This window comes from Streptomyces sp. NPDC059909 (assembly GCF_042730885.1).
Lineage (GTDB): Bacteria > Actinomycetota > Actinomycetes > Streptomycetales > Streptomycetaceae > Streptomyces.
Window position 1 is genome coordinate 39,761 of the sequence record NZ_JBHWKX010000027.1, and the last position, 25,784, is coordinate 65,544.

Sequence of the window (25,784 nt, forward strand, 5' to 3'; positions counted from 1 at the left end):
ACGATGACACAGACCCGTACGACACCCTTCGCGCTCCACAAGTCCGGGCCGGCGGCGTCCGCCGTGACGAGCACCACGGCGGCCAGGCGGGCGGCGCGGCGCAGGGCCGCCCTGGAGTGGGTCGCGGTCCACTCGCTGGCCGTCACCGCCGCCCTGTTCTTCCTGCTGCCGTTCGTCTTCGTGTTCCTGACCGCGGTGATGAGCGACAGCCAGGCCCTCACCCGCGATCTGTGGCCGCACACCTGGGAGTGGGGCAACTTCGCCACCGTGTGGAACACGCCCGGCTTCCTGACGTGGTGGCGCAACACCCTGCTGTACGCGGGGCTCGGCACCGTGCTCGCCGTGGCGAGCAGTCTCCCGGTGGCGTACGCGCTCGCGAAGTTCCGCTTCCGGGGGCGGAACGTGATGATGATGCTGGTGATCGCGGCGATGATGCTGCCGCCGCAGGTGATCATCGTGCCCATGTATCTGTTCTGGGCCAAGCAGCTGGACCTGGCCGGCACACTCTGGCCGCTGATCGTTCCGTTCGCGTTCGGCAACGCGTTCACGATCTTCCTGATGCGCCAGTTCCTGCTGACGATCCCCCGCGAGTACACCGAGGCCGCGAAGATCGACGGCTGCGGTGAGTTCCGTACCATGATCAAGATCGTGCTGCCGATGGCCAGGCCGGCGATCGCGGCGTCCGCGCTGTTCCACTTCTTCTACTGCTGGAACGACTACTTCGGTCCGCAGATCTACGCCTCGGAGAACCCGGCCGCGTGGACGCTGAGTTATGGCCTGGAGTCGTTCAAGGGCGCCCACCACACGGACTGGAATCTGACCATGGCCGCGACCGTGCTGGTCATGGCCCCTGTGATCATCGTCTTCTTCTTCGCCCAGAAGGCGTTCGTCGAAGGCGTCACACTGACCGGAGTGAAGGGCTAGAACACACATGAGGCTCGCAGTCGTGGGTGGCGGATCCACCTACACACCCGAACTGATCGACGGCTTCGCCCGGTTGAGGGACACCCTCCCGATCAGTGAACTCGTCCTCGTCGACCCCGCGGCCGACCGTCTGGAACTGGTCGGCGGTCTGGCCCGGCGGATCTTCGCCAGGCAGGGACACGAGGGCCGCATCGTGACGACCGGGGACCTGGACGCCGGGGTGGCCGGCGCCGACGCCGTCCTCCTCCAGCTGCGGGTGGGCGGGCAGGCCGCGCGGGAGCGGGACGAGACCTGGCCCCTGGAGTGCGGCTGCATCGGTCAGGAGACCACCGGTGCCGGCGGACTCGCCAAGGCACTGCGCACGGTGCCGGTGGTGCTGGACATCGCCGAACGGGTGCGGCGCGCCAACCCGGACGCCTGGATCATCGACTTCACCAACCCCGTGGGCATCGTGACGCGGGCGTTGCTCCAGGCCGGTCACAAGGCCGTCGGGCTGTGCAACGTGGCGATCGGCCTCCAGCGGAAGTTCGCCGGGCTGCTCGGTGTGACACCGGGCGATGTGCATCTGGAACATGTGGGTCTCAACCACCTCACCTGGGAGACCGGGGTACGCCTCGGCGGCCCCGAGGGGGAGAACGTCCTGCCGAAGCTGCTCGCCGAGCACGGCGACACCATCGCGGGCGACCTGCGTCTGCCCCGCCAGATCCTCGACCGGCTCGGCGTCGTCCCCTCGTACTACCTGCGCTACTTCTACGCACACGACGAGGTCGTACGGGAGCTGCGGACCAAGCCGTCCCGGGCCGCCGAGGTCGCCGCGATGGAGAAGCATCTGCTGGAGATGTACGGGGACCCGGCGCTCGACGAGAAGCCCGCGCTGCTCGCCAAGCGGGGCGGCGCCTACTACTCGGAGGCGGCGGTCGACCTGGCCGCTTCGCTGCTCGGCGGGGGAGGCAGCCCGTACCAGGTGGTCAACACGTACAACAACGGCACGCTGCCGTTCCTCCCCGACGACGCCGTGATCGAGGTGCAGGCCGCCGTCGGCGCGCAGGGCGCCGCGCCGCTGCCGGTGCCCGCACTCGACCCCCTGTACAGCGGGTTGATCGCGAACGTCACCACCTACGAGGACCTGGCCCTGGAGGCGGCGCTGCGCGGCGGCCGCGACCGGGTCTTCAAGGCACTGCTGTCCCACCCCCTGATCGGCCAGTACGAGTACGCCGAGGAGCTCACGGACCGGCTGATCGCGCACAACCGGGAGCACCTCGCGTGGGCGTGACCGCTTCGGTGCTCGCCATCGACGCGGGCAACAGCAAGACCGACGTGGCCCTCGTCGGGGCGGACGGGTCGGTGCTCGCCTCCGCCCGTGGCGGCGGCTTCCAGCCGCCGTACGTCGGCGTCGAGGCGGCCTTCGACGCGCTGGCCTCGACGGTCGGCGAGGCGCTGGAGCGGGCCGGGGCCGGGGGTGCGGCCGTCGACGGCATCGGCGGCATCGAGCATGTGTCGGCCTGTCTCGCCAACGCCGACCTCCCGGTCGAGGAGGAGCAGCTCACGGCCGCGCTGCGGGGGCGTGGCTGGGGCCGCACGGTCGAGGTGCGCAACGACACCTTCGCGATCCTGCGCGCGGGCGTCGACGAGCCCCGGGGCGTGGCCGTGGTGTGCGGCGCAGGCATCAACTGCGTGGGCATGCTGCCCGACGGCCGCACCGCGCGCTTCCCGGCGATCGGCAAGATCTCCGGGGACTGGGGCGGCGGGGCCGGACTCGCGGAGGAGGCGCTGTGGTTCGCGGCCCGGGCCGAGGACGGGCGCGGCGAGCCGACGGAGCTGGCACGGGCCCTTCCGGCGCACTTCGGGCTCGACTCGATGTACGCGCTCATCGAGGCGCTCCATCTGGGCCGCATCCCCGCCGGGCGCAAGCACGAGCTGACCCCGGTGCTGTTCGCGACCGGCGCCGCGGGCGACCCGGTGGCCGGGGCGATCGTCGACCGGCTCGCGGACGAGGTCGTCGCCATGTCCACGGTCGCGCTGGGCCGGCTCGGGCTCCTCGACGAGGAGGCGCCGGTCGTGCTGGGCGGGAGCGTGCTGGCCGCGCGGCACCCGCGGCTGGGCGGCCGCATCGCCGAACTCCTCTCGGCCCGCGCGCCGAAGGCGACGCTGTCCGTCGTCACGTCTCCCCCGGTCCTCGGCGCTGCCCTCCTGGGCCTGGACCACGTCGCCGCCCCGGCGGAGGCGCGGGAGCGTGTGCGGGCGCACTACGCGTAGGGGGTGGGCAGGGCGCCCTCGGCGGGCCTTCTCCCCACCCCCCGCCTTCCCGAACAGGGCTCCGCCCCGGACCCCGTTCCGGGGTTTCGGCGGAATCCGCGCAGAGTTCATGCGCCCGGAACGGGAACCGATCAGGCGCGGGCGGCGTATTCATGGTGGGGGCTCGGGGCAGGGGGCGCATTGGCGGCATTGACGCGACAGGCGAGATAGCTCAAGATCCAGTCAATCCTGGGTGTGGATGTCCGCCCCTGCGGCCATACTGCTGGCCGGGCAGCCGTCCCCCGATCCCGTGGGGTGCGGGACGCCGTCAGTGACCGAGGGGGAGGTCAGGGTGACTTACACACCGAGCGCGGGACCGCCCGCGCCACCGGTGCCGCCGCCGTACGAGGGCTCGCGGCCCTCAGGGGACCAGTCCGCGCCGCCCCCGGGGACGCTCGCACGCCGCAGCGCCTGGGCCGAGACGACCGCGCGGCTGCGCTCCGCCGCGACGACCGAGCCGGGCAGGCTGCGGATCATCGGTGCCGTGCTCGCCGCCCTCGTCGTGGCGTTCGGCGCCGTCACCGCCTTCGAGATCGCCGACCGGGCGTCCGCCGCCGACGCCGTGGTCAGCCGCAGCCAGCCGCTGAGCGCCGACGCCGCGAGCATCTACCGCTCGCTGGCCGACGCCGACACGGCCGCGGCGAGCGGATTCCTGGCGGGCGCGCAGGAGCCCGCCGACGCCCGCGAGCGCTATCACAAGGACATCGCGAACGCGTCGCGACTGCTCGTCAAGGCCGCTGCGAACACGGACGGTTCGACCGAGTCGGGTCGCTACATCGCCACGCTCAACGAGCAGCTGCCCCGCTACACGGGCCTGGTCGAGCGGGCCCGTGCCAACAACCGCCAGGGCCTCCCCCTCGGCGGCGCGTATCTGCGGTACGCGAACCAGCAGATGACGACCGAGCTGCTCCCCGCCGCCCAGAAGCTGTACGAGGCGGAGACCGCCCGCCTCGACGAGGACCACGGCGACGCCCGGCTGTGGCCGTTCCTCTCCCTGGCCATCGGCGTCGTCGCGCTGGGCGTGCTGTTCTGGGCGCAGCGCCGCAACTACGAGCGGACGAACCGGGTGTTCAACCACGGGCTCCTCGCGGCCACCGCCGCCGCGACGGTGGTGCTGCTGTGGCTGGCCGTCGGGCACACGGTGGCCAGGACCGAGCTGAACGACGCGCGGGCCCACGGCCAGGAGTCGCTGAAGGTCCTCAACGACGCCCGGATCAACAGCCTCAAGGCCCGGGCCAACGAGAACCTCACGCTGGTCGCGCGGGGCGCCGTCCTCACGGCCGACGGCAAGAGCGACAAGTACGAGACGGACTACACGTCGGGCATGGACCGGCTCAGCACCTCCCTCGGCCGTGCCGAGACCCTCGCCGACGACGGCGAGGGCCGCACCCCGGTCGCCGCCGCCGTCTCCGCGGTCTCCGAGTGGCGCGCCCGCCACAAGTCGGCCAGCGACACCGACAAGGCCGGTGACTACGAGGGCGCCCTGGCGAAGGTGATCGGCGGGAAGGAGTCCACGGGCCAGTCGTTCGACCGCGTGGACAGGGCGCTGGAGCAGGCCCTCGCGCATGAGCAGGCCGAGTTCACCAGGTCTGCCGAGGACGGCCGCGGAGCCCTGACGGGTCTGCCGGTCGGGGCGGCGGTGCTGGCGGTGCTCGGCGCGGTGGGCGCGGTCCTGGGCATAGGCCGCAGGCTTTCGGAGTACCGGTGAGAGGGGGAGAGATGAGGGACGGAGTGTCCGGCGAAGTGCCCGACGTGACGCCCGCCGCGGCCGCGCACGAAGCGCGCGCGGCGAGGGTCCCGTCGCGTGCGCGGATCCGGTCCGCGGGGGCGGCGCGGCTGGTCCGCAGGTTCCGCGGCTGGGGCGGCGTCGCCGGGATGGCGGTCGCCTGTGCGCTGACCGCGTCCCTGACTCTGCTGCCGCTCTCGCACGGCGGCCCGCACACCACGTCGCCCGACGTGTCGGGCGCGCGCTCGGCCGCCGCGGTGCCCGCGAAGGCGGACGACTGCACGGAGCCGGAGCGGTCGCTGACCCCGTCCACCGCGGACGGGCCGGCGATCGCCGCGATCAAGCAGCGCGGCAAGCTGATCGTCGGCGTCGACCAGAACAGCTACCGATGGGGTTACCGCACGGCGGACGGCAAGCTGGAGGGCTTCGACATCGATCTCGCCCGGGCCGTCGCCAAGGACATCCTCGGCAGTCCCGACGACATCATCTTCCGTGCCATTCCCACCAACCAGCGCATCGCCGCGCTGAACAGCGGCACGGTCGACCTCGTCGTCCGGACGATGACCATCAACTGCGCCCGGATCAAGCAGGTCGCCTTCTCCACCGCGTACTTCCAGACCGGGCAGCAGGTGCTCGCCCCCCGGGAGTCCCCCATCACGGGCTACGACAAGTCCCTGGCCGGCCGCAGGGTCTGCTCGGCCGAGGGCTCCACGGCCTACGAGGCCCTGGAGAAGGAGTCGTTCGGCGCGGTCTTCAAGGACGAGGACGACGGTGGACCGGGCGACAAGGACCGGCTCACGGTCTCCAACCAGCTGGACTGCCTGGTCCGGTTGCAGCTCGGTGAGGTCGACGCGGTCGTGACGGACGCCGCCCTCGCGGCCGGCCAGGCGGCGCAGGACCCGGCCGTCGAACTGAAAGGCGGCAAGCCTTTCACCACCGAGTACTACGGCGTGGCCGCCAAACTGGGCAAGGACGACCTCGTCCGCCGGGTCAACAAGGTGCTCGACGACTACCGCAGGGGCCCTTGGATGACGGCGTACACGAAGTGGCTGAAGGCGGATCTCCCCGGTATATCCGGCCCGCCGGCGCCGAAGTACCGGAACAATTGAGACCGGAGCAACCACGGAGACCGGCTCGGTCAGGACCGGTTCGGCCCTGGAGCGGACCGGTCGGACCGGCCGGCCCACGCGGACCGGCCGGGACGATGCGCGGCAGTGGATCCGAAGCACGAGCGGAGAGGTGATCGATGGGCGTCGCGGGACCCCCCGGGCCGGTAATGGACCGGGACGAGGTGGACCGTGCGCTGGCGCGGCTCGGGGAGGAGCACGAGGCCATAGAGACCTCGCTCCTCGCCCTGCAGGACCACGCGGGCCGCAGGCTCCTGGAGGGCGCCGAGCTGACGGGTGTCACCAAGGACCGCTGGGCCTCCACGGAGCAGGCGATCACGCTGCTGTGGAGCTACTTCGACGCGTACACGGCGGCGCTCACCGCCGCGCGTGACGCGCGGGCGCGGCGCCGCTGGCCGAACCGGGACGACCTGGTCGAGCTGACGGACCGGCTGCGCGGCCCGAGCGTCACGATCGCAAGCTCCGCCGCACACCCGTCCCCGTCGATCACGGGACCGGCCAAGCTCTCCGAGCGGTTCACGCTGGAGGCCCTGGTGGGCCGGATGAACCAGCTGTACGCGCGCTCGCTGGACATGGTCGTGGCCGCCGACGCGGTCTGGTCGGCGCTGCCCGCCCGGATAGATCTGCTCTCCGCCGAGCTGCAGCGCACCCGTTCCCTCGCCCACTCGGTGGGCGTGCGGCCGGGCGAGCATCCGGCCGGCGACGACCTGGAGTCCATCACGCACGAACTGTCCGCGCTGCGTGCGCAGGTGGTGTCGGATCCGCTGGCGTTCTGGGCGCCCGCGGCGGCGAGTTCGGCACCGGGCGGCGGCCGCCCCGACACCGACCGGTACGACCGCGCGGCCCGCGCTCTGGAGGACGTCCGGCGTGAGATCGAGGCGGTTCTCGCGGTGCGGCAGGACTCGGAGGAGCGGCTGATGCGACTGCGGGACGTGCTCTCACGCGCGGACCGCACCCTCGCGGAGGCCCGGGCGGCGCGCGGCGAGGTGCTGGCGAAGATCGCCGCGTCGGAGGTCCCCGCGGTCAGCGGCCCCCCGACGGCTCTGCAGGAACGGCTCGCCACGGCCGCGGAGTACCGCCGGCACGCCCAGTGGCACCGGCTCTCACCGCTGCTGGAGTCGCTGGAGCGGGACGCCGAGGACGAACTGCTGCGCGCCCGCGAGTCGTTGACGGCGGTGACGGCGCCGCTCGCGGTCCGCGCGGAGCTGCGCGGCCGCCTCGACGCGTACAAGGCGAAGGTCGCCCGCCACGGCATGGCGGAGGACCCGCTGCTGATCGAGCGCTACGACGCGGCGCGCCGCATGCTGTGGAGCGCACCCTGCGATCTGCGCGCCGCCGAGCAGGCGGTGCTGCGCTATCAGCGGGCGGCGGCAGAGGTCCTGGTGCCGCGGCAGGCGGGCCCGAGGGACCGTACTGGCCAACAGGGGGAATCGTGAGTGCCATGACCAAGTGCGTGCGCCCGGGCTGCGAGGGGTCCTACGAGGACGTCGGCGGCGGCGAGCTGTACTGCGACACCTGCGGCCTCGCGCCCGACACCGCCACCGGAGCGGGCGTGGGTGCGGGCGGCGGCAGTGCGAGCGGTGCCCTGCCCGCATGCCAGCGCCCCGGCTGCGAGGGGTCCTACGAGGACGTCGGCGGCGGCGAGCTGTACTGCGACACCTGCGGCCTCGCCCCGGTCGTCTCGGTGAACGGATCACTGTCGTCACCGCCCACCGGGATCACCGCCGGCGGCGCCAGGAGCGGCAACAGCGGCTCGGCCAGGGGTGGTTCGCGGTCGTCCGCCGGGTCGTCGACCAAGTCCTCGCGGTCGTCGCGCTCCTCGACGTCCCGGCGGTCGGTCTCGGGCCGGCTGTCGCGTTCGCTGTCCGGCCGCAGCACCGGCCGTTCGGTGTCGGTCCGCAGCTCCGGTTCCAGCGCCGCGGCGTCCGGGCGCAACCGGCTGGGCGCGGGCCTGGTCACGGTGCCGGAGGTGCCGCGCCCCGACCCGCGCTCCGCGGTGATGGAGAACCCCGAGGTCCCCGAGCGGAAGCGGTACTGCAGCCGCAGCGACTGTGGCGCGCCGGTCGGGCGTGCGCGGGGCGACCGCCCGGGCCGCACGGAGGGCTTCTGCACCAAGTGCGGCCACCCGTACTCGTTCGTGCCGAAGCTGCGCGCGGGCGACATCGTGCACGGGCAGTACGAGGTGATCGGCTGCCTCGCGCACGGCGGTCTCGGCTGGATCTACCTCGCCATCGACCGGGCCGTCTCGGACCGCTGGGTCGTCCTCAAGGGCCTGCTCGACACCGGCGACCAGGACGCCATGGCCGCGGCGATCTCGGAGCGCCGCTTCCTCGCGGAGATCGAGCACTCCAACATCGTCCGTATCTACAACTTCGTCGAGCACCTCGACCAGCGGACGGGCTCCCTGGACGGCTACATCGTCATGGAGTACGTCGGCGGCAAGTCCCTCAAGGAGATCGCCAACGAGCGCCGCGCCCCCGACGGGAAGCGTGACCCGCTGCCGGTCGAGCAGGCCTGCGCGTACGGGATCGAGGCGCTGGAGGCCCTCGGCCATCTGCACAGCCGCAACCTGCTGTACTGCGACTTCAAGGTCGACAACGCCATCCAGACCGAGGACCAGCTCAAGCTCATCGACATGGGCGCGGTACGGAGGATGGACGACGACGAGTCGGCGATCTACGGCACCGTGGGGTACCAGGCCCCCGAGGTGGCGGAGGTGGGCCCGTCGGTCGCCTCCGACCTGTACACGGTCGCGCGCACGCTGGCGGTCCTGACGTTCGACTTCCAGGGCTACACGAACGTGTTCGTGGACTCGCTCCCCGACCCGGACAACATCGAGGTGTTCCACACCTACGAGTCCTTCTACCGGCTGCTCGTGCGGGCGACCGACCCGGATCCGGCGCGCCGGTTCGCCTCCGCGCAGGAGATGGCGGACCAGCTGACGGGCGTCCTGCGGGAGGTCGTCGCGCTGCAGACGGGGCGGCCCCGTCCTTCGCTGTCGACGCTGTTCGGCACGGAACTGCGCGTGACGGACACGGAGTTGTTCGCCGAGCTGGACGGCGAGGTGTCGGTGCTGGGAGCGCGGACCACCCCCGCCCGCAAGGGCGGTTTCCGCCGCCGCGGCGCCGCCGTCGGCGCGGGCGCACTGACCGGGGTGCCGGACTCCCGTGCGGCTGCCGGAGGCGCCGGATACCTGCCCGGGGGTGCGGGGAACGGCGGGGCCGGAATTCCCGGAGGCCCGGGAGGGCATGCGTTCGCGTACGCGGCGACGCAGGCCGTGCTGCCCTCGCCCCGCAGCGAGATGCCGGCACCGCACACCGCCGCCGCGGCGCGGCCGCACCTCGCCGGGCTCGACGCGCGGGCGACCGCGCTGGCGCTCCCGGTGCCGCGGGTCGACCCGAACGACCCGAATGCGGGCTTCCTGGCGGGCCTGATGGCCTCCGCCCCCGCGGAGCTGATCGCCGCGCTGCACTCCGCGCCCGCGAGCTCCGTGGAGCTGCGGCTGCGGGAGCTGCGCGCCCGTCTCGAGATGGGCGACCTCGGCTCCGCGACGACGTCGCTGGCCGATCTGGAGGCCCGGCACCCCGACGACTGGCGGGTCGTCTGGTACCGCGGCATCGCGTCCCTCGCGACCGGTGACGACGAGACGGCCGCGCTGTCCTTCGACGCGATCTACGACGCCTTCCCCGGCGAGCCCGCGCCGAAGCTCGCGCTCGGCGTCTGCGCCGAGGTGCTGGGCCAGTTGGACAACGCCGCGGAGTACTACCGGCTCGTGTGGACGACGGACCCGAGCTATGTGAGCGCCGCGTTCGGGCTGGCCCGGGTGCAGCTCGCCGCGGGCGACCGCGTCGGGGCCGTACGGACGCTGGAGTCCGTGCCCGAGGCGTCGATCCACTACACGGCCGCGCGGGTCGCCGCGGTCCGTGCGAGGCTGCGCCGGCGCGCCGCGCACGACCCGCTGATCGAGGATCTGACCGCCGCCGCCGACCAGGTCACCGCACTCCACGGGTTCGGCCTGGACGCCGTGCGCCGGGAGCGGTTGTCCACAGAGGTGCTGGGCACGGCGCTGGACTGGGTACTCTCCGGTAGTCCCGGGGCCCGGCCCGCCGCGACAGTCCTGCTCGGCAGCGAACTGGACGAGCGCGGACTGCGCTTCGGACTGGAACGCTCGTTCCGGGTGCTCGCCCGGCTCGCGCAGAACGGCGAGGAGCGCATCGAACTGGTGGAGCGGGCCAACCGTTTCCGCCCCCGGACGTGGGTGTGAGTGATGGACCGGATGCACCAGCTCTCCGCGTGCCCCAGCTGCGAGGAGCCCCTGGAGTCGACCGACCTGTTCTGCGGTGCGTGCGGGTACGACCTGTCGGCGGTACCGGAGCCGCCGCAGGACCACCCCACGATCGCCATCGGCACCCCGGTGGAGCGGCCGGAGGCGGGCGGTACGGACAGCCCCGGCGCCCCTGCGCGCCCGCAGCGGCCCGCTGAGGAGCCGCCGGGCGCGGGCCCGGCCGCGGGCGCAGGCACAGGCACAGGCACGGGCGGTCGTCCGCTGCCCTCGGCGGCAGTACGTTTCGACGGCCCGGACGCCGCACCGCCCCCGGCCACCCCGGTCGGCCCGGCCGCGAACACCGCGTCCGCCTCGGGCGACTTCGAGCTCGCCGCCCCCGATCCCCGCGCCGCCGCCGTCCCGTCCGCGGCGCACGCGACACCCCCGGCCGGGACGAAGGTCTGCGTCGCCTGCCGCGCCGGCCATGTCAACACCGACGGCTACTGCGAGAACTGCGGGCACGCCCAGCCCCGCGAGCGGGACCACATGGAACAGGAGCTCGGCGCGGTGGCCGCGGTGAGCGACCGCGGCCTGCGCCACCACCGCAACGAGGACTCGTTCGCGGTCTCCTCGACGGCGCTGCCCGACGGCTCCCCCGCGGTCATCGCGATCGTCTGCGACGGCGTGTCGTCGGCCACCCGCCCGGACGACGCCTCGGCGGCGGCCGCCGGCGCGGCCAACGAGTCGCTGCTGGAGTCGCTGCCCCGCGGTGTCCACCCGCAGCAGGCGATGCACGAGGCGATCGTCGCGGCGGCCGAGGCGGTCAACTCGCTGGCGGCCGAGCCCGCCGGGGCGATGGAGCACGATCCGCACCGCCATCAGAACGCACCGGCGTGCACGCTCGTGGGCGCCGTCGTCGCGGCCGGTCTGCTGGTCGTGGGCTGGGTCGGCGACAGCCGGGCGTACTGGGTGCCCGACGACCGCCTCGGCCCGCCGGCCCGTCTCACCGAGGACGACTCGTGGGCGGCCCAGATGGTCGCCACTGGCCTGATGAGCGAGGCCGAGGCGTACGCGGACGAGCGCGCCCACGCGATCACGGGCTGGCTCGGCGCGGATGCGTACGAACTGGAGCCGCACACCGCCGCCTTCAAGCCGGACCGCCCCGGTGTGGTCGTCGTCTGCACGGACGGCCTGTGGAACTACGCGGAGGCCGCCGGGGAGATGGCCCGGATCCTGCCGCCGGACGCCGCGGACCGCCCGCTGGCCGCGGCCCAGGTGCTGGTCGGTCATGCGCTGGACGGCGGCGGCCACGACAACGTAACAGTGGCCGTGCTGCCGTTCGCCGTCGTGGAGCAAGGGGCAGGATCGGCCTGAACAAGGCCGTCGTCCGCTTCGCCCGTCCGGCAACCCCTTTGTCAATTCTGTCTGTCAGTGGAGCTCAAGGAGCCAGATCCGATGGCGAACTTCTCGAAGTCGAACGTGCCGCAGTTCTCCGTCGAGGTGTACCAGAACGAGTTCCTGCCCGAGGGTGGTCGCGAGGTGAACGCGATCGTCACGGTCACCTCCACCGGAGGCGGCACGAGCGGTGGTGTCCCGCTCGCCGGGGTATCCGCCTCCCCCTCGTCCGTACCGGGGAAGGGGCCGAACGCCGCCGTGGTGCTCATGGTCGACTGTTCGGGCTCGATGGACTACCCGCCGACGAAGATGCGCAACGCGCGCGACGCCACGGCCGCGGCCATCGACACCCTGCGCGACGGCACGGCCTTCGCCGTGGTCGCGGGTACGCATGTGGCCAACGAGGTCTACCCGGGCGGTGGCGGCCTCGCGATCGCCGATGCGACGACGCGCGCCCAGGCGAAGGAGGCGCTGCGCAAGCTGAGCGCGGGCGGCGGCACCGCGATCGGCACCTGGCTGCGCCTGGCCGACCGGCTGCTGCAGACGGCGGACGTCACGATCCGCCACGGCATCCTGCTCACCGACGGCCGCAACGAGCACGAGTCGCCGCAGGACCTCAGGGCCGCCCTGGACGCCTGCGCGGGCCGCTTCACCTGTGACGCCCGCGGTGTCGGGACGGACTGGGAGGTCAAGGAGGTCACCGGCATCGCCTCGGCGCTCCTCGGCAGCGCCGACATCGTGGCCGACCCGTCCGGTCTCGCCGCGGACTTCACGCGGATGATGGAGAACGCGATGGGCAAGGAGGTCGCGGACGTGTCGCTGCGGCTGTGGACACCCGTCGGCGTGGAGATCATGTTCGTCAAGCAGGTGGCGCCCACCGTCGAGGAGCTGACCGGCCGGCGCACGGAGGCCGGCCCCCGGGCCGGGGACTACCCCACCGGCTCGTGGGGCGACGAGTCCCGTGACTATCACGTGTGTGTGAAGGTGCCGCGGGCGAACATCGGTCAGGAGATGCTCGCGGCCCGGGTCTCGCTGATCCTGCCCGACCCGGCGGGCGGCACCCCGCAGACCCTCTCCCAGGGTCTGGTGCGGGCGGTGTGGACGGACGACATGGCAGCTTCGACGTCGATCAATCCGCAGGTCGCGCACTACACCGGGCAGGCCGAACTGGCACAGGTCATCCAGCAGGGGCTGGACGCCCGCAAGTCGGGGGACATCGACGGCGCGACGGCGAAACTGGGGCGTGCCGTACAGCTGGCCGCTGCCTCGGGGAACGAGGGCACTGCGAAACTGCTTGCGAAGGTGGTGGACGTCGTCGATGTGGCGACGGGTACTGTGCGACTGAAGGCGAAGGTTGCGGAGGCGGACGAGATGACTCTCGAAACGCGCTCCACAAAGACAGTTCGCGTCAAGAAGTAGACCTGAAGCGCAACGCGTTGCAGCAGAACGCGCAGCAGTAGGACGTGTCCGGCCCTTGCGCGGGCCTGACGTAAGGAGAGGGGGAAGCACCGACATGCCGACCTGCCCGAACGGACACCAGTCGGGTTCCGACGACTGGTGCGAGGTCTGCGGCCATCGCATGGCCGGGGCGGGGGCTCCGGCGGGCGCGGTGCCGCCTCCGCCACCCCCGCCGCCGGCTCCCTCGCCGCGCGCGCCGGGGTACGGCTACCCCGGTCCTGGCAACCCCGACGCCACGGCCCAGGCGGAACTCTGCCCGCAGTGCCGTACGCCGCGCGAGGCGATGGCGCCGTTCTGCGAGGAGTGCCGCTGGAACTTCCTCACGAACACGGCGACGTCGTACACGCCGCTGGCCCCGCCCGGCCGTCCTCCCGGTGGCCCCGGTGGTCCTGGTGGCCCCGGCGGTCCGGTGCCCGGGCTGAACCTTCCGCCCGGCTTCCAGGCGCAGCAGCAGCAGCCGCCGCGCCCGCCGGACCCGTTCGAGTACCAGAGCTCGCGGCCCTCGCAGATGAACCGGCCTGCCGAGCCGCTGACCGGCGACCCGTCGGCGCCGCAGGCCCAGCAGCCGCACCGGCCGGGCCCGCCCGCGCCCCCGCAGGCGTTCCAGCAGTCCGGTCCGCCGGCACCTCCGCAGGCGTTCCAGCAGTCGGGACCGCCCGCCCCGCCGCAGGCGTTCCAGCGGCCGGGTCAGGCCCCGATGCCCTCCCAGCCCGGATTCCCGCAGGCCGTCCCGGCGCCGGCGCCGGGGCCCCAGCAGCCGCAGGGCGGCGGGGACGACTGGGTGCTGCCGCCGCCCTCGCAGGCGCAGCCGCCGCAGCCGCCGCAGTCCATGCACCAGCAGGGGCCGCCGCAGCAGCAGTACCAGGCCCCCGCGGGCTGGACGGCGGTCATCGCGCCGGACCGTGAGTACTTCATGGCGATGATGCAGCGCAGCGGCCCCGAGGCCGCCGGCCTGAACCTGCCCGCGTACTCGCCGGAGCAGCAGCGTCCGCTCTCCGGCAACCAGGTCACCATCGGCCGCCGCCGGCACTCCACCGGTGAGGCGCCCGACATCGACCTGTCCGTTCCGCCGGAGGACCCGGGCGTCTCGCACCAGCACGCGGTCCTGGTCCAGCAGCCGGACGGCACCTGGGCGGTGGTCGACCAGAACTCCACCAACGGCACCACGGTGAACGGCGCCGAGGAGCCGATCCAGCCCTACGTCCCCGTCCCGCTGCAGGACGGCGACCGGGTGCACGTCGGCGCCTGGACGACGATCACCATTCGCCGGGGGCAGTAGCGTCGCCGAGGGACCAGGCGTACGGCCCTTCGGGGTCGTCCAGCCAGGCCCACTGGCGCCCGCCGCTGACCGTGACACCGAAGCGCTCCCGCTCCGGCCGCTTCTCGCGCTGCCAGAGCGAGAGCGCTTCGTGCGCATCGAGGCTGCCCGCGGTCAGCGCGAGCAGGAAGTGGAACAGATCACTGTCGGCGACCCGCCGCGGCAGCCCCGCGGCGTGCGGGACCGGCGAGCGCACCGGCTTTCCACCACGAAGCGGGACGAAGTACGCAGCGGTGTGCAGGAAGCGCCCCTCCGCATGGCCGGCGTCCCGCACCCGCAGCGCGACCAGCCCGGTGGCGAGCGGTGCGAGGATCCGGGCGCCCGGGCGGCACTGCCCGAGCCAGTCCTGCGGGACGGACGGCAGGGTGCACGTCACGATGATCCGGTCGAAGGGGCCGCGCTCGGGGCAGCCGCGCGCACCGTCGCCGGTGATCACGGTGGGGTGGTAGCCGGCCGCCGCGAGATGGGCCCGCGCGGACTCGGTGATCTCCGGCTCGAGTTCGACGGTCGTCACCAGCGCGTCGCCGAGCCGGTGCGACAGCAGGGCGGCGTTGTAGCCGGTGCCGGCGCCGATCTCCAGGACGTGGTGCCCGTCCCGTACGTCCAGTGCGGCCAGCATGCGGGCCATCAGCGAGGGCTGGCTGCTGGAGGAGAGGAGCTGCCCGTCCCGTACGCGGGTGGCGAGTGGCCCGTCGGCGTACGCACCCCTCAGCCAGCGGTCACGCCGGTCCGGATCGCGGTCCCCGCACCACAGCCGCTCGTACCCGGCGAAGGTGGAGACGTAGTAGTACGGCACGAACAGATGCCGCGGCACCTCCTCGAAGGCGGCCCGCCACGCGGGGTCCTCCAGCGCGCCCGTGGCGGCGATGCGCCGCACCAGCGCGCGCCGCACCTCGGCGGCGGGCCCCGCGAAGGGGTCCCGGACCGGAGGAGCGTCCCGCTGTGCACCCATACCTCCACTTTCCTGCGCGCCCACGCGGGAAGCGAGCACCTGGTGCGTACTTGCGGCTACTGGCGGGTACTTGCGGGTGGTTCCGGACGGAGTCCAGGGGAGGACCTAGGGCCCGGGTCCTCCGCCGGCCCGTCTGAGACCATGGAACGGTGAACGAGATTCCGAGGGGCACACTTCAGGAGCAGACCTTCTACGAGCAGGTCGGCGGCGAGGAGACCTTCCGGCGCCTGGTACGGCGCTTCTACGAGGGTGTCGCCGAGGACCCGCTGCTGCGCCCGATGTACCCGGAGGAGGACCTGGGCCCGGCCGAGGAGCGGCTCACGCTCTTCCTCATCCAGTACTGGGGCGGCCCCCGCACCTACAGCGATCACCGCGGCCATCCCCGGCTGCGGATGCGCCACGCGCCGTTCACCGTCGACAAGGCCGCGCACGACGCCTGGCTGAAGCACATGCGGGTGGCGGTCGACGAGCTGGGCCTCTCGGAGGAGCACGAGCGGCAGCTGTGGAAGTACCTCACCTACGCGGCCGCGTCCATGGTCAACACCGCAGGCTGAACCCTCGGTACTGATCACGATCGCGTCAAGGTCGGCCCATATCGCCCTGGAAGCGCTTTCCCGTCCGGGTGCCCTCTGAAAGCATCCGATGAACGTTCGATCGGGGTTGGACGGGGGGGACGGGTGACGGGATTCCTATTCCTGCGCGTGGGAGCGCACCGGCTGCTGCTCGCGGCCGCGCTCCTCGCGGTCCTGCTGACCACGTCCGTCCTCGCCGCCCTCGCCTCGCTCCAGGGCTCCGTCGGGGACGCGGCGCTGCGGCACACCCTGCGCGGCCCGGCCGCCGACTCCGCCTCGCTGGTCATCAGCGCGAACGTGCCGCGGGACCGGCGGGACGAGGCGCAGGAGGCCGCGGTCAGCGGCGCGCGGCAGACCTTCGACGGGCTGCCGGTGACCGTGCGGAAGCTGGAGCGCTCCGGGCCGTACGCACTGCCGCGCTCCCTCCAGGCCCCCGATGCCCGCAAGGGCGAGCCCGATCTCACCCACTTCGCCGCCCTGGACCGCTCCCGGATCAGGCTCGTCGCGGGCACGCTGCCAGGACCGGCCCCGGCCGGCGACGCCCGCGCCCGTGCCGGCAGCGACGCCGCCCCCGTACCCGTCGCCCTGCCCGAAGCCGCCGCCGAGCAGCTGAAGCTGCGCCCCGGGGCACGGTTCGCGCTCACCGACCGGCTGGGCGGCACACCGCTGACGGTCCGGGTGACCGGTGTCTACCGGGCCGCCGACACCGCCGATCCGTACTGGCAGCTGGACACCCTCGGCGGGCGCGGGGTCCGTACCGTCGTCTTCACCACCTACGGCCCGCTGCTCACCGACCCGTCCGTCCTCGCCTCCGGCCGCACCTCCGCGGGCACCACCGCCTGGGTGGCGGGCGCCGACTACCGGGGCATCACCACCGACCGGATCGGCGCGCTGCGCGAGGCGTCCGCGCGCACGTCCGAAGCACTGCGCGAGGACCCGGCGTTCGGGGGCGGCGCGACCGTGAGGACGGCTCTCCCGACCGTCCTCGACCGGACCGGTCGGGCGCTGCTCGTGTCCCGGTCCACGCTGATGATCGTGGCCGTGCAACTGGTGCTGCTCGCCGGGTACGCGCTGCTGCTGGTAGCCCGGCTGCTCAGTACGGAACGGTCGGGCGAGACCGATCTGCTGCGGGCGCGCGGGGGTTCGCGCCGCCGGGTCGCCGGTCTCGCCGCGCTGGAGGCGCTGCTGCTGGCCGTACCGGCCGCTGTGTGCGCCCCGCTGCTGTCGGCTCCGCTGACCCGGCTGCTCGCGGGGACGTCCTCGCTCGACCGGATCGGGCTGCGGCTCGGCGACGCACCGACGGGCCAGGTCTGGCTGGTCGCGGCCGGGGTCGCGGTGTGCTGCGCGGCGGCGGTCGTCGCGCCCGCGCTCGCCGCGACGGCGGACACGTCGGGGCGTCTGCGGCGTGTCCGTGCCGCGGCGCTGCCCGCGCCGGTGCGCGCCGGGGCCGATGTCGGCCTGCTGGTGATCGCGGCGGTGGCGTACTGGCAACTGGACCGGCAGACCGGATCGTCCGGCACCGGCGCCCTCAGCGGTGACCGCGAGGGCGACCTGGGCATCGATCCGCTGCTCGTCGCGGCGCCCGCCCTGGCGCTGCTCGCCGGCACGGTGCTGACGCTGCGTCTGCTGCCGCCCGCGGCACGGCTCGCGGAACGGCGCGCCGCGAGCGGCCGGGGGCTGCCGGCGGCGCTGGCGGGCTGGCAGTTCAGCCGCCGCCCGCTGCGCGGGGCGGGTCCGGTGCTGCTGCTGGTGCTCGCCGTGGCGATGGGCATGCTGGCGATCGGGCAGAGCGCGTCGTGGGAGCGGTCGCAGGGCGACCAGGCGGACTTCGGTACGGGCGCTTCGGTACGGGTGCTCGACAGCAGGCCCGGCGGGCCGGGGCAGGCCGGGCTGTACACCTCGCTGCCCGGGGTGCGCGAGGCCGCGCCCGCCCATCGCGCGACGGTGGACCTGTCCGGCGACCGTACGGCGACGGTGCTCGCGCTCGACACGGCGCGCGCCGACGAGGGGCTGCTGCTGCGCGGCGATCTCGCGGACGAGCCGGCGCAGGGGCTGCTGCGGGCGGTCGCGCCGCCCAAGACCCCCGCCGGTTCGCGCGCGCTCCCGCTTCCGGACGGCACCCGGCGGCTCACGCTCGACCTGCGGATCAGCGACGAGGGGGCGCCGTCCGGCCGTTCCCGCGCCGGGCTCGCGCCTCTGGTCACCGTCGTCGTCGAGGACCGCTACGGCATTCCGTACCGGCTGAGCGCGGGGAAGGTGCCCGTGGACGGGCGGGTCCATCCCGTCACGCTCGATCTCGACGTGTCCGCGTCCGGGGCCCGCACCGCACCCGCCGGGCCGCTGGGCCTGACCGGGCTGCAACTCGACGGCCGGGCCCCGGACAGGACCTCCGAGCGGCACGTGCTGCGCGTCGAACGGCTGCTGGCCACGGGCCCCGGCGGGACCGCCCGCCCGGTCCACGCGTCCTCCGGGGTGCGCTGGCAGGGCAGCAAGCACGAGACGGAGGACGGGGAGGCCCGCCCGCGGGTGGCCCTGAGTCCCGCCGCATCGGAGGCGGTGCCGCTGACGGTCGCGTACGGGACGGGGTTCGCCGCGCCCGTACCGGGCGAATCGTTCATCGTGCCATCGGATTTCACCGTCCGCATCGGCGTCGCACGCACCGCTCCCCCGGCACGGATCCCGGCCGTGGCGACGGACGGCTTTCTGCGGGCGGCCGGGGCGCGGCCGGGCGACAGCATCGAGGTGACGCTGGCCGGGGAACCGCTGCGGGTGACGATCGTGAAGTCGGTACGGGAGCTGCCGACGACCGGACCGGGGTCGGGAGCCGGGGCCGGGGCGGGAACGGGACCCGGAACGGAAACCGGCGCCGCCGGCGGGCCGGGTTCCCGGGACGGGGGTGCGCTGCTGCTCGATCTGCGCACCGTCAACGCCGTGTTCGCCGATCGGGCGAGCACCCCGCTCGGCCCCAACGAGTGGTGGCTGAGCGCCGCCCCCGGCAAGGCCGCGCAGGTCGCGTCCGCACTGCGGGCACGCCCCGACACCGATCCGGACCAGGTCCTCGTCCGCGACGAGGCCGCCGCCGAGCTGCTGGACGACCCGCTCGGCGCCGGTCCTCGCGCGGCGCTGATGGCGGTCGCGGTGGCCGCGGCCGCGCTGGCCGCGGTGGGCTTCGGGGTGAGCGCGACCGGTTCGCTCCGCGAGCGCTCCGCCGAACTCGCCGTGCTGCGCGCCCTGGGCGCGCCGCGCCGGGGCCTCGCCCGGCTGGTCGCCGCGGAGCAGAGCCTGCTGATCGCGATCGGTCTGCTCGTGGGTCTCGGCCTGGGAGCCGTCCTCACCCGGGCCGTCGTGCCCCTGGTCCTCCTGACCGGGCAGGCCACCCAGCCGGTGCCGCGGGTCCTGGTCGAACTGCCCGTCTCCCACGTGGCCCTGCTCCTCGCGGGCGTCGCCGCTCTCCCGCTGCTGATCGCCGCCGCGATCGCCGTCCGCCGCGCGGATCCCGCCGTCTCACTCCGCCACCAGGGGGACAACTGACATGATTCTGTGCCCTGTTGACCTCAGGCGTCCTGGCTTCGGCCGTCCTGGCCTCAGCCGTCGCGGCCTCCGCCGTCCGTCGGCGCGCCGCAGCGCGGGAGGCCGTCATGGCGCGTGAGCGCGGTGTCGCACCGTGGATCCGGACGAGGCTGCGGACCGCACCCCTGGCGGCCGTCGCGTTCGGGGTGCTCGTGCTGGTCACGGCGTTCCTCGCCGCCGTACTGCCGCGGGCCGTCGATGCGTACGAGGCCGAAGGGCTCCGGCACGACGTCGGCAGCGCCCCGCCCCGCAACACGGTGCTGGAGCTGAGCGCGCTGCAGCCGCGGCTGGAACTGCCGCCGGCGGCGCGGGAGGACGTGGTGCGGCCGAAAGCGCTCGCGGCCGTTCACCGCGAGGCGATGGAGGCCCTGCCCGAGCCGGTAAGGGCGGATGCCGGACAGTCGGCGTTCGGGGTGCGGACCTCCAAGACGCTCGTCGGTACGGACAAGTGGCTGCCGCGCCCCTACGTGCTGCCGCCTCGCTTCACGCTGGCCGCACAGTCGGACATGGCCGCCCACGCCACCCTGCGGAAGGGCCGGCTGCCCGTCGCCGCCGGGAGAGTGACGTCCGACACCAAGGTCGTGGAGGGCGCGGCGACCGTCGCGACGGCCGAGGCACTGCACCTCGGCATCGGTTCCGTCGTCCACGTCGCCGGCGACGGTTCCGTCCCCTTGGCCGTGCACATCACCGGGATCGTCGAACCCCGTCTGCCGCAGGGCAGTTACTGGTCGGCGGAGTCCGTGCTCCGTACGCCGGGCATGGCCGCCGTACAGTCCAAGCCTCCCCAGTACTACTGGGAGGCAGCCCTGCTCCTGGCTCCCGACGCCGCTCCCGCACTCCTCGGCACGCAGGCACAGCCGGAGGCGTACTGGCGGTTCGCGCCCGCCACCGGACAGCTCACCGCGCAGGACGTGCCGGAGCTCGTCGACCGGATCGCGTCCCTCGAAGGCGGGCCGGAGCTGCTGAAGCTGCGGGACATCGCCGGTAGCGCAGCAGCCCTGAGCACGGGCCTGGAGACGAGCCTCGCCTCGTACACGTCGATGCGCGAGGCGATCGCGCCCGTCGTCGCGGTGGCGGCGTTCGGGATCGGCGCGATCGCCGCCGTCGTCCTGGCCATGACCGGCGGGCTGCTCGCCGCGCGGCGGGCCGCCGAGCTCGCCCTGCTCCGCTCGCGCGGCGGCTCACTGCGCGGGATCGGCGGACGGCTCCTCGGCGAGACCGCCGTGGTCGCGCTGCCGGCGGCCGCCGCCGGTCTGCTGCTCGCCGTCCTCGCCGTGGACGAGGCCCGGCTGCTGCCCGCGGTCGCCGGCGCGGGCGCGGTGGCGCTGCTCGCCTGCGCCGCGCTGCCGGTGCGGGCGATCGTGCTGCACCGCAGACCGCGGGCGCACGGGGAGCGCGACGACCTCGCCCACGCGAAGCCCGGCAAGCGCCGTACGGTGGCCGACCTGACCCTGCTGGTCCTGGCCGTCGGCGCGGTGGTGGCGCTGCGGCGGCGCGGCACGACCGTCGCGGGGGACCACCTGGTCAGTGCGGCTCCGGTGCTGGTCGGGCTGATCGCGGCGCTCGTGCTCGTACGGCTCTGTCCGCTGCCGCTGCGCTGGGCCGCCGGTCCGGCAGGGCGGCTGCGCGGAGCCGTCGGTTTCCTGTCGCTGGCCCGCTCGGGACGCTCGTCGGCGACGGGTGCGCTGCCGCTGCTGGCGCTGCTGATGGCCCTGACCACGGCGGCGTTCGGCGGCTCCGTACTCGCGGGGGTCGCGGACGCCCGGGACCGGGCGGCGCTGGTGGCGACGGGCGCGGACGCGCGGATCTCGGGTCCCGGCGACACGACGCCGCTGCCCGTGGGGGCGGAAGGGGCGGTGCGGGATGTCGCGGGCGTGAAGGACGTGACGGCCGTACGGATCGACCGCATGGCGGAGCTCGCGTCCGGCGGGTCCGGCGGGTCCGCTGTGGGGACGGGCACCGGGAACGGGACCGGAGACGGATCCGGAGACCCGGCCGGCGGCAGGAAGACCCTGACGCTGATCGGGGTGGAGCCCGGGCCGTACGCGGGGCTGGCCCGGCAGCTGGGCCTCGGGGCTTTCCCGGCCGACGCGTTGAAGAGCACCGGTGGTGTGCTGGACGCCGTCGCCTCGCCCCGTGTCGCCGAGCGGCTCGGCACGGCACCGCGCCGGATCACGTCCCTGGCCGGTGACGTCACCGTACGCATCGTCGCGGTGCGCCCCGGCACCCCGGCCGCGCCCGCATCGGACTTCCTGCTGGTCGACGCTGCGGCCCTGAAGCCGTCCGCCCCCACCACGCTGCTGGTCACGGGCGAGGGCATGGAGGCGAAGGCCCTGCGGGCGGCGGTCGTGCGCGGGTCCGGCACGGACCTCTCCGTGACGCTCCGCAGCGAGGAACGGGCCGCGTTCACCGACTCGCCCCTCCAGTCGGGCGCCGAGCGGATCTACGCGGCGGCCATCGCGGCCGGCGCCGGCTACGCCGTACTCGCCCTGCTGCTCTCCCTCTTGCAGACCGCACCGGAACGGGCCGCGCTGCTGGCCCGGTTGCGCACCATGGGCCTCACCACCCGCCAGGGCCGTCAGCTGCTCGGCCTGGAGTCACTGCCCCAGGCGTTGCTCGCCGCCGGCGGCGGCATCCTCGTCGGCTGGGCCACGATCCTGCTCCTCGCCCCCGGCATCGACCTGGGCAGACTCGCCCTGGCCGCGGCACCGGGCCTCGCCCCGGTGGACGGCGCGTCGCTGCGCGCCGACCCGTGGTCGCTGGCGCTGCCCGCGGCGGGCGTCGTCGCGCTGGCGGGGGCGGTGGCCGCCGGGCAGGCGTGGTGGGCGGGGCGCCGCGGATCGATCACCGAACTCAGGGCAGGAGACATGCGATGACCGACACCAGCCTCGCGGAGCTGGAGCAGCGGGCCGCGGCGCGCCGCGACCGGCCCGCGTACGGACACGACGCGCTGATCGCGTGCGACCGGCTCGTACGGATCTTCAGCGCGGACGGCGTCGAGGTGCAGGCCCTCCAGGGGCTCGATCTGCTCGTCCAGGAGGGCGAGTTGATGGCCCTGGTCGGCGCGTCCGGCAGTGGCAAGTCGACGCTGATGAACATCCTCGCCGGCCTGGACGTCCCCACCGCGGGCGCCGCGAAGGTCGCGGGCTGCGACCTGCTCGCGATGGACGCGAAGGCCCGGCTCCGCTACCGCCGCGACGTCGTCGGCTTCGTCTGGCAGCAGACCGCCCGGAACCTCCTCCCCTACCTGACGGCGACCCAGAACGTGGCCCTGCCCATGCAGTTGCGGGGCCGTACGAAGAAGAAGGCTGAACGCGCACAGGAGCTGCTGGCGATGCTCGGTGTCGCCGACTGCCGCGACCGCCACCCGCAGCAGATGTCCGGCGGCCAGCAGCAGCGCGTCGCCGTTGCCGTCGCCCTCGCCAACTCCCCCTCCGTCCTCCTCGCCGACGAGCCCACCGGCGAGCTGGACTCCGCGACCGGTGAACAGGTCTTCGCGGCCTTCCGCCGGGCCAACGAGGAGCTCGGCACGACGATCGTGATCGTCACGCACGACCAGGCGGTCGCGAGCGAGGTCCGCCGCACCGTCGCGATCCGTGACGGCCGGACGTCCTCGGAGGTGCTGCGCCGCACGGAGATCGACGCGGAGGGCCGGGAGTCGGTGGTGGCACGCGAGTACGCGACGCTGGACCGGGCGGGACGGCTGCAGCTGCCCGCCGAGTACACGGCGGCGCTGGGCATGGAACACCGGGTGATGCTGGAGCTGGAACAGGACCACATCGGGGTCTGGCCCGACGACGCGAACCGCTAGCCACCTGCGGGGGCCTCTCATGTGAACCCGTCCGGCGTTCGAGGACGGACTCGCGGGCCTGCGGAACGGTTCCGGTCACGCCCCGGAGGCCCGAGGGCCTGCCTCCACCAGCCGGGCCGTCACCCACCCGTGGAACGCGCCGATGTGGTGCTCGCTGGGCACCAGCACCCCGCCCCCGCGATACGCGCGGGAATCCATCGCCGGCTGCGTGAGCTCGCACGCCTCGAAGTCCTGCACGTTCACCCGGTGGAACAGCTCCACCGACCGGGACACGTCCGCCCCCGACGCGACGACCTCCGGCGCGTACAGCCAGTCGCATTCGACGACCGTGCGCGCGACGTCCACCGGGAACATCCGGTGGACGATCACGTGGTCGGGCACGAGGTTGATGAAGACCTGCGGCTTCACCGTGACGGCGTAGTAGCGGCGGTCCTGCGCATCGGTGAGCCCGGGCAGCCGGCCGAAGCCCTCGCTGCCGTCGACGGTGAAGCCCTGCGCCGCGGAGGCGAACTCGGCGCCGTGCCCGACGTAGTACTGGGCGGCGTACCCTCGCGCGAACTCCGGGAGGACATCCGTGAGTTCGGGGTGGATCGTGGCGCAGTGGTAGCACTCCATGAAGTTCTCGACGATCAGCTTCCAGTTGGCCGCGACGTCGTACCGGATGCGGCGGCCCACGACGAGCTCCTCGGTGCGGTAGCGGTCGATCGCCGCGGCCTCGCCGAGCCGTTCGACGGCCGCCCCCATGACCGTGTCCTCGAAGGACGGGGGTTCGTCGGCCAGGCACACCCACGCGTAGCCGAGCCATTCGCGCAGCGCGACGCGCCGCAGCCCGTACGCGTCGCGGTCGATGTCCTTCATCCTCGCCAGGTTGGGCGCGGCGACGAGTCTGCCGTCGAGGTCGTACGTCCAGGCGTGGTAGGCGCAGCGCAGGGTACGGCGGACCTCGCCCGCGGGCTCGGCGCACAGCCGGGCGCCGCGGTGCCGGCAGACGTTGAGGAAGGCCCGCAGCGCGCCGTCCGCGTTCCGGGTGATCAGGACGCTCTCGGTGCCGACCTGGACCGTGCGGTACGCACCGGGCCCGGCCAGTTCGGCGGAGCGTATCGCGCAGAACCACAAGGCCTCGAAGATCCGCTCCTGTTCACGGCGGAAGGTTCCGGGATCGGTGTACGCCCGTCCGGGGAGCGTCGCGATGAGGCTGGGGCCGGACGTCATGGCGGTCATAGCGGCCTCCCTGGGGCGAACAGGTCGATGGGGTGCGCGGTCGCACCGGTCAGTGCCAGATCGGCGAGGATCTCGCCGACGACGGTGACGAACTTGAAGCCGTGCCCGGAGAATCCGCAGGCGACGGTCACCGACTCCGGATGAGCGGGGTGGCGGGCGATCACGAAGTGCTCGTCGGGCGTGTTGGAGTACATGCAGGTGGCGGCCTTGAGGAAGGTGCCGGGGAGGGTCGGGACACGGGGTGCGAGCTGGTTCGCCATGGCCCGTACCTCGTCGTCGTGGACGGTGCGGTCGATGGTCTCCGGGGTGCAGACGGTGCCCTTGCGGAAAAAGGCGACCTTGGCGCCGCCCTCGGGGCCGTCGATGGCGGGGAAGCCGTAGACCTGGACCCCGTCGGCGTCCTCCCAGACATAGATGGGGTGCCGGTCGGGGGTGTACGGGCCGGTGCCTCCGGTGGGCTGGAACCAGTACATGATCTGCCGCTCGACGGTGATCGGCACCCCGAGGTCCGCGAGCAGCTCGGGCGCCCAGGCACCCGGGCAGATGACGAGCTGTCCCGCCCTGTACACACTGTCGGCGGTGTGGACGCGCACCCCTTCGCCGTACGTCTCCCAGCGCGTGGCCGGCTCCTCGAAGTGCAGCTCGGCGCCGTCGCGGGCGGCGAGCTGGAGGTGGGCCGCGACGGTGTTCTCCGGCCTCAGCAGCCCGGCCTTCGCCTCGTACAGGGCGACCTCGTCGTCCTGCGGTGTGAACGTCGGGAAGCGGTCGTGCAGTTCCTTCGCGTCGAGCATCTCGTGCGGCAGATCCCACTGCCGTGCCGCGCGCAGCGCACCGGCGACGGGACGGGACTCGGGGCGGCCGATCATCACACCGCCGCAGAGGGTGGCGATGTCCCGGCCGCTGTCCCGCTCCAGCCGCTCGTACAGCTCGTACGCGCGCAGCAGCAGCGGTACGTAGGCGGGGTCCTCGAAGTACGACTGGCGGGTGATGCGCGAACCGCCGTGGCTGGAGCCTTTGTTGTGCGCCGGGCCGTACTTCTCCAGGCCGAGGACGCGGGCGCCGCGTGCCGCGAGATGGTGCGCGGCGGCGCTGCCCATGCCGCCGAGGCCGAGAACGATCACGTCGTAGGACGGTGACGGTGCCACGGAGTA

Annotated in this window: 17 protein-coding genes; 14 read left to right on the forward strand and 3 right to left on the reverse strand. The window is 73.7% G+C overall.

Annotation, left to right across the window (positions count from 1 at the left end; translation table 11 throughout):
• Positions 1 to 3: 3 nt before the first annotated feature.
• From ACFV9O_RS19720 to ACFV9O_RS19765, 10 genes are all read left to right on the forward strand, one after another.
• Positions 4 to 924: a carbohydrate ABC transporter permease gene (locus ACFV9O_RS19720; protein WP_385419532.1), complete on the forward strand. Its 921-nt coding sequence runs from the start codon at positions 4 to 6 to the stop codon at positions 922 to 924.
• Positions 925 to 931: 7 nt separating this feature from the next.
• Positions 932 to 2,197, forward strand: a complete 1,266-nt coding sequence (locus ACFV9O_RS19725; RefSeq protein WP_385419535.1) for a 6-phospho-beta-glucosidase — start codon at positions 932 to 934, stop codon at positions 2,195 to 2,197.
• The gene (locus ACFV9O_RS19730; RefSeq protein WP_385419538.1) at positions 2,188 to 3,180 is read left to right on the forward strand and encodes an N-acetylglucosamine kinase; all 993 of its coding nucleotides are present in this window, start codon (positions 2,188 to 2,190) and stop codon (positions 3,178 to 3,180) included. Before ACFV9O_RS19725 ends, ACFV9O_RS19730 begins: the two co-directional genes overlap by 10 nt.
• 331 nt (positions 3,181 to 3,511) lie before the next feature.
• Positions 3,512 to 4,927 (forward strand): hypothetical protein, encoded by a 1,416-nt coding sequence (locus ACFV9O_RS19735; RefSeq protein ID WP_385419540.1) that lies wholly within the window; start codon positions 3,512 to 3,514, stop codon positions 4,925 to 4,927.
• Between the two features lie 11 nt (positions 4,928 to 4,938).
• A complete protein-coding gene (locus ACFV9O_RS19740; RefSeq protein ID WP_385419542.1) occupies positions 4,939 to 6,054 on the forward strand; it encodes a glutamate ABC transporter substrate-binding protein in 1,116 nt (371 codons plus the stop codon).
• A 137-nt stretch (positions 6,055 to 6,191) separates the two neighbouring features.
• Entirely contained in the window at positions 6,192 to 7,508 is a 1,317-nt protein-coding gene (locus ACFV9O_RS19745) for a hypothetical protein (protein WP_385419545.1), read from the forward strand.
• 5 nt (positions 7,509 to 7,513) lie between these two features.
• Positions 7,514 to 10,336 (forward strand): tetratricopeptide repeat protein, encoded by a 2,823-nt coding sequence (locus tag ACFV9O_RS19750; protein WP_385419547.1) that lies wholly within the window; start codon positions 7,514 to 7,516, stop codon positions 10,334 to 10,336.
• Positions 10,337 to 10,339: 3 nt separating this feature from the next.
• The gene (locus ACFV9O_RS19755; RefSeq protein ID WP_385419550.1) at positions 10,340 to 11,710 is read left to right on the forward strand and encodes a PP2C family serine/threonine-protein phosphatase; all 1,371 of its coding nucleotides are present in this window, start codon (positions 10,340 to 10,342) and stop codon (positions 11,708 to 11,710) included.
• Positions 11,711 to 11,791: 81 nt separating this feature from the next.
• On the forward strand, positions 11,792 to 13,150 hold the full coding sequence (locus ACFV9O_RS19760) for a VWA domain-containing protein (RefSeq protein WP_385419553.1): 1,359 nt from the start codon (positions 11,792 to 11,794) through the stop codon (positions 13,148 to 13,150).
• Positions 13,151 to 13,244: 94 nt separating this feature from the next.
• Positions 13,245 to 14,468 carry an FHA domain-containing protein gene (locus ACFV9O_RS19765; RefSeq protein WP_385419555.1) on the forward strand — a complete coding sequence of 408 codons (1,224 nt, stop codon included), beginning with the start codon at positions 13,245 to 13,247 and terminating at the stop codon, positions 14,466 to 14,468.
• Here ACFV9O_RS19765 and ACFV9O_RS19770 read toward each other — a convergent pair.
• Positions 14,446 to 15,459, reverse strand: a complete 1,014-nt coding sequence (locus ACFV9O_RS19770) for a methyltransferase domain-containing protein (RefSeq protein WP_385419558.1) — start codon at positions 15,457 to 15,459, stop codon at positions 14,446 to 14,448. The genes ACFV9O_RS19765 and ACFV9O_RS19770 overlap by 23 nt on opposite strands.
• Positions 15,460 to 15,608: 149 nt before the next feature.
• Here ACFV9O_RS19770 and ACFV9O_RS19775 point away from each other — a divergent pair, with 149 nt between their 5' ends.
• From ACFV9O_RS19775 to ACFV9O_RS19790, 4 genes are all read left to right on the forward strand, one after another.
• Positions 15,609 to 16,013 carry a globin gene (locus tag ACFV9O_RS19775; RefSeq protein WP_385419561.1) on the forward strand — a complete coding sequence of 135 codons (405 nt, stop codon included), beginning with the start codon at positions 15,609 to 15,611 and terminating at the stop codon, positions 16,011 to 16,013.
• Between the two features lie 123 nt (positions 16,014 to 16,136).
• On the forward strand, positions 16,137 to 19,562 hold the full coding sequence (locus tag ACFV9O_RS19780; RefSeq protein WP_385419564.1) for an FtsX-like permease family protein: 3,426 nt from the start codon (positions 16,137 to 16,139) through the stop codon (positions 19,560 to 19,562).
• 107 nt (positions 19,563 to 19,669) lie between these two features.
• Positions 19,670 to 22,477 (forward strand): ABC transporter permease, encoded by a 2,808-nt coding sequence (locus ACFV9O_RS19785; protein WP_385419566.1) that lies wholly within the window; start codon positions 19,670 to 19,672, stop codon positions 22,475 to 22,477.
• Positions 22,474 to 23,412, forward strand: a complete 939-nt coding sequence (locus ACFV9O_RS19790; RefSeq protein WP_385419569.1) for an ABC transporter ATP-binding protein — start codon at positions 22,474 to 22,476, stop codon at positions 23,410 to 23,412. Before ACFV9O_RS19785 ends, ACFV9O_RS19790 begins: the two co-directional genes overlap by 4 nt.
• A gap of 75 nt (positions 23,413 to 23,487) precedes the next feature.
• Here ACFV9O_RS19790 and ACFV9O_RS19795 read toward each other — a convergent pair whose 3' ends face one another.
• Together ACFV9O_RS19795 and solA are read right to left on the reverse strand one after the other, a co-directional pair.
• Positions 23,488 to 24,633 carry an aromatic ring-hydroxylating dioxygenase subunit alpha gene (locus ACFV9O_RS19795; protein ID WP_385419572.1) on the reverse strand — a complete coding sequence of 382 codons (1,146 nt, stop codon included), beginning with the start codon at positions 24,631 to 24,633 and terminating at the stop codon, positions 23,488 to 23,490.
• Positions 24,630 to 25,778, reverse strand: coding sequence for an N-methyl-L-tryptophan oxidase (gene solA / locus ACFV9O_RS19800; RefSeq protein ID WP_385419574.1), 1,149 nt, complete (start codon positions 25,776 to 25,778; stop codon positions 24,630 to 24,632). The genes ACFV9O_RS19795 and solA overlap by 4 nt, the downstream gene beginning before the upstream one ends.
• Between the last annotated feature and the right edge of the window lie 6 nt (positions 25,779 to 25,784).

Bases quoted from the DNA above. Each gene is read 5' to 3' on its own strand.
- ACFV9O_RS19785 (WP_385419566.1), top strand. From the start codon at position 19,670: ATGGCGCGTGAGCGCGGTGTCGCACCGTGGATCCGGACGAGGCTGCGG.
- ACFV9O_RS19720 (WP_385419532.1), top strand. From the start codon at position 4: ATGACACAGACCCGTACGACACCCTTCGCGCTCCACAAGTCCGGGCCG.
- ACFV9O_RS19745 (WP_385419545.1), top strand. From the start codon at position 6,192: ATGGGCGTCGCGGGACCCCCCGGGCCGGTAATGGACCGGGACGAGGTG.
- ACFV9O_RS19760 (WP_385419553.1), top strand. From the start codon at position 11,792: ATGGCGAACTTCTCGAAGTCGAACGTGCCGCAGTTCTCCGTCGAGGTG.
- ACFV9O_RS19755 (WP_385419550.1), top strand. From the start codon at position 10,340: ATGGACCGGATGCACCAGCTCTCCGCGTGCCCCAGCTGCGAGGAGCCC.
- ACFV9O_RS19770 (WP_385419558.1), bottom strand. From the start codon at position 15,459: ATGGGTGCACAGCGGGACGCTCCTCCGGTCCGGGACCCCTTCGCGGGG.
- ACFV9O_RS19795 (WP_385419572.1), bottom strand. From the start codon at position 24,633: ATGACCGCCATGACGTCCGGCCCCAGCCTCATCGCGACGCTCCCCGGA.
- ACFV9O_RS19765 (WP_385419555.1), top strand. From the start codon at position 13,245: ATGCCGACCTGCCCGAACGGACACCAGTCGGGTTCCGACGACTGGTGC.
- ACFV9O_RS19790 (WP_385419569.1), top strand. From the start codon at position 22,474: ATGACCGACACCAGCCTCGCGGAGCTGGAGCAGCGGGCCGCGGCGCGC.
- ACFV9O_RS19750 (WP_385419547.1), top strand. From the start codon at position 7,514: ATGACCAAGTGCGTGCGCCCGGGCTGCGAGGGGTCCTACGAGGACGTC.
- ACFV9O_RS19740 (WP_385419542.1), top strand. From the start codon at position 4,939: ATGAGGGACGGAGTGTCCGGCGAAGTGCCCGACGTGACGCCCGCCGCG.
- ACFV9O_RS19725 (WP_385419535.1), top strand. From the start codon at position 932: ATGAGGCTCGCAGTCGTGGGTGGCGGATCCACCTACACACCCGAACTG.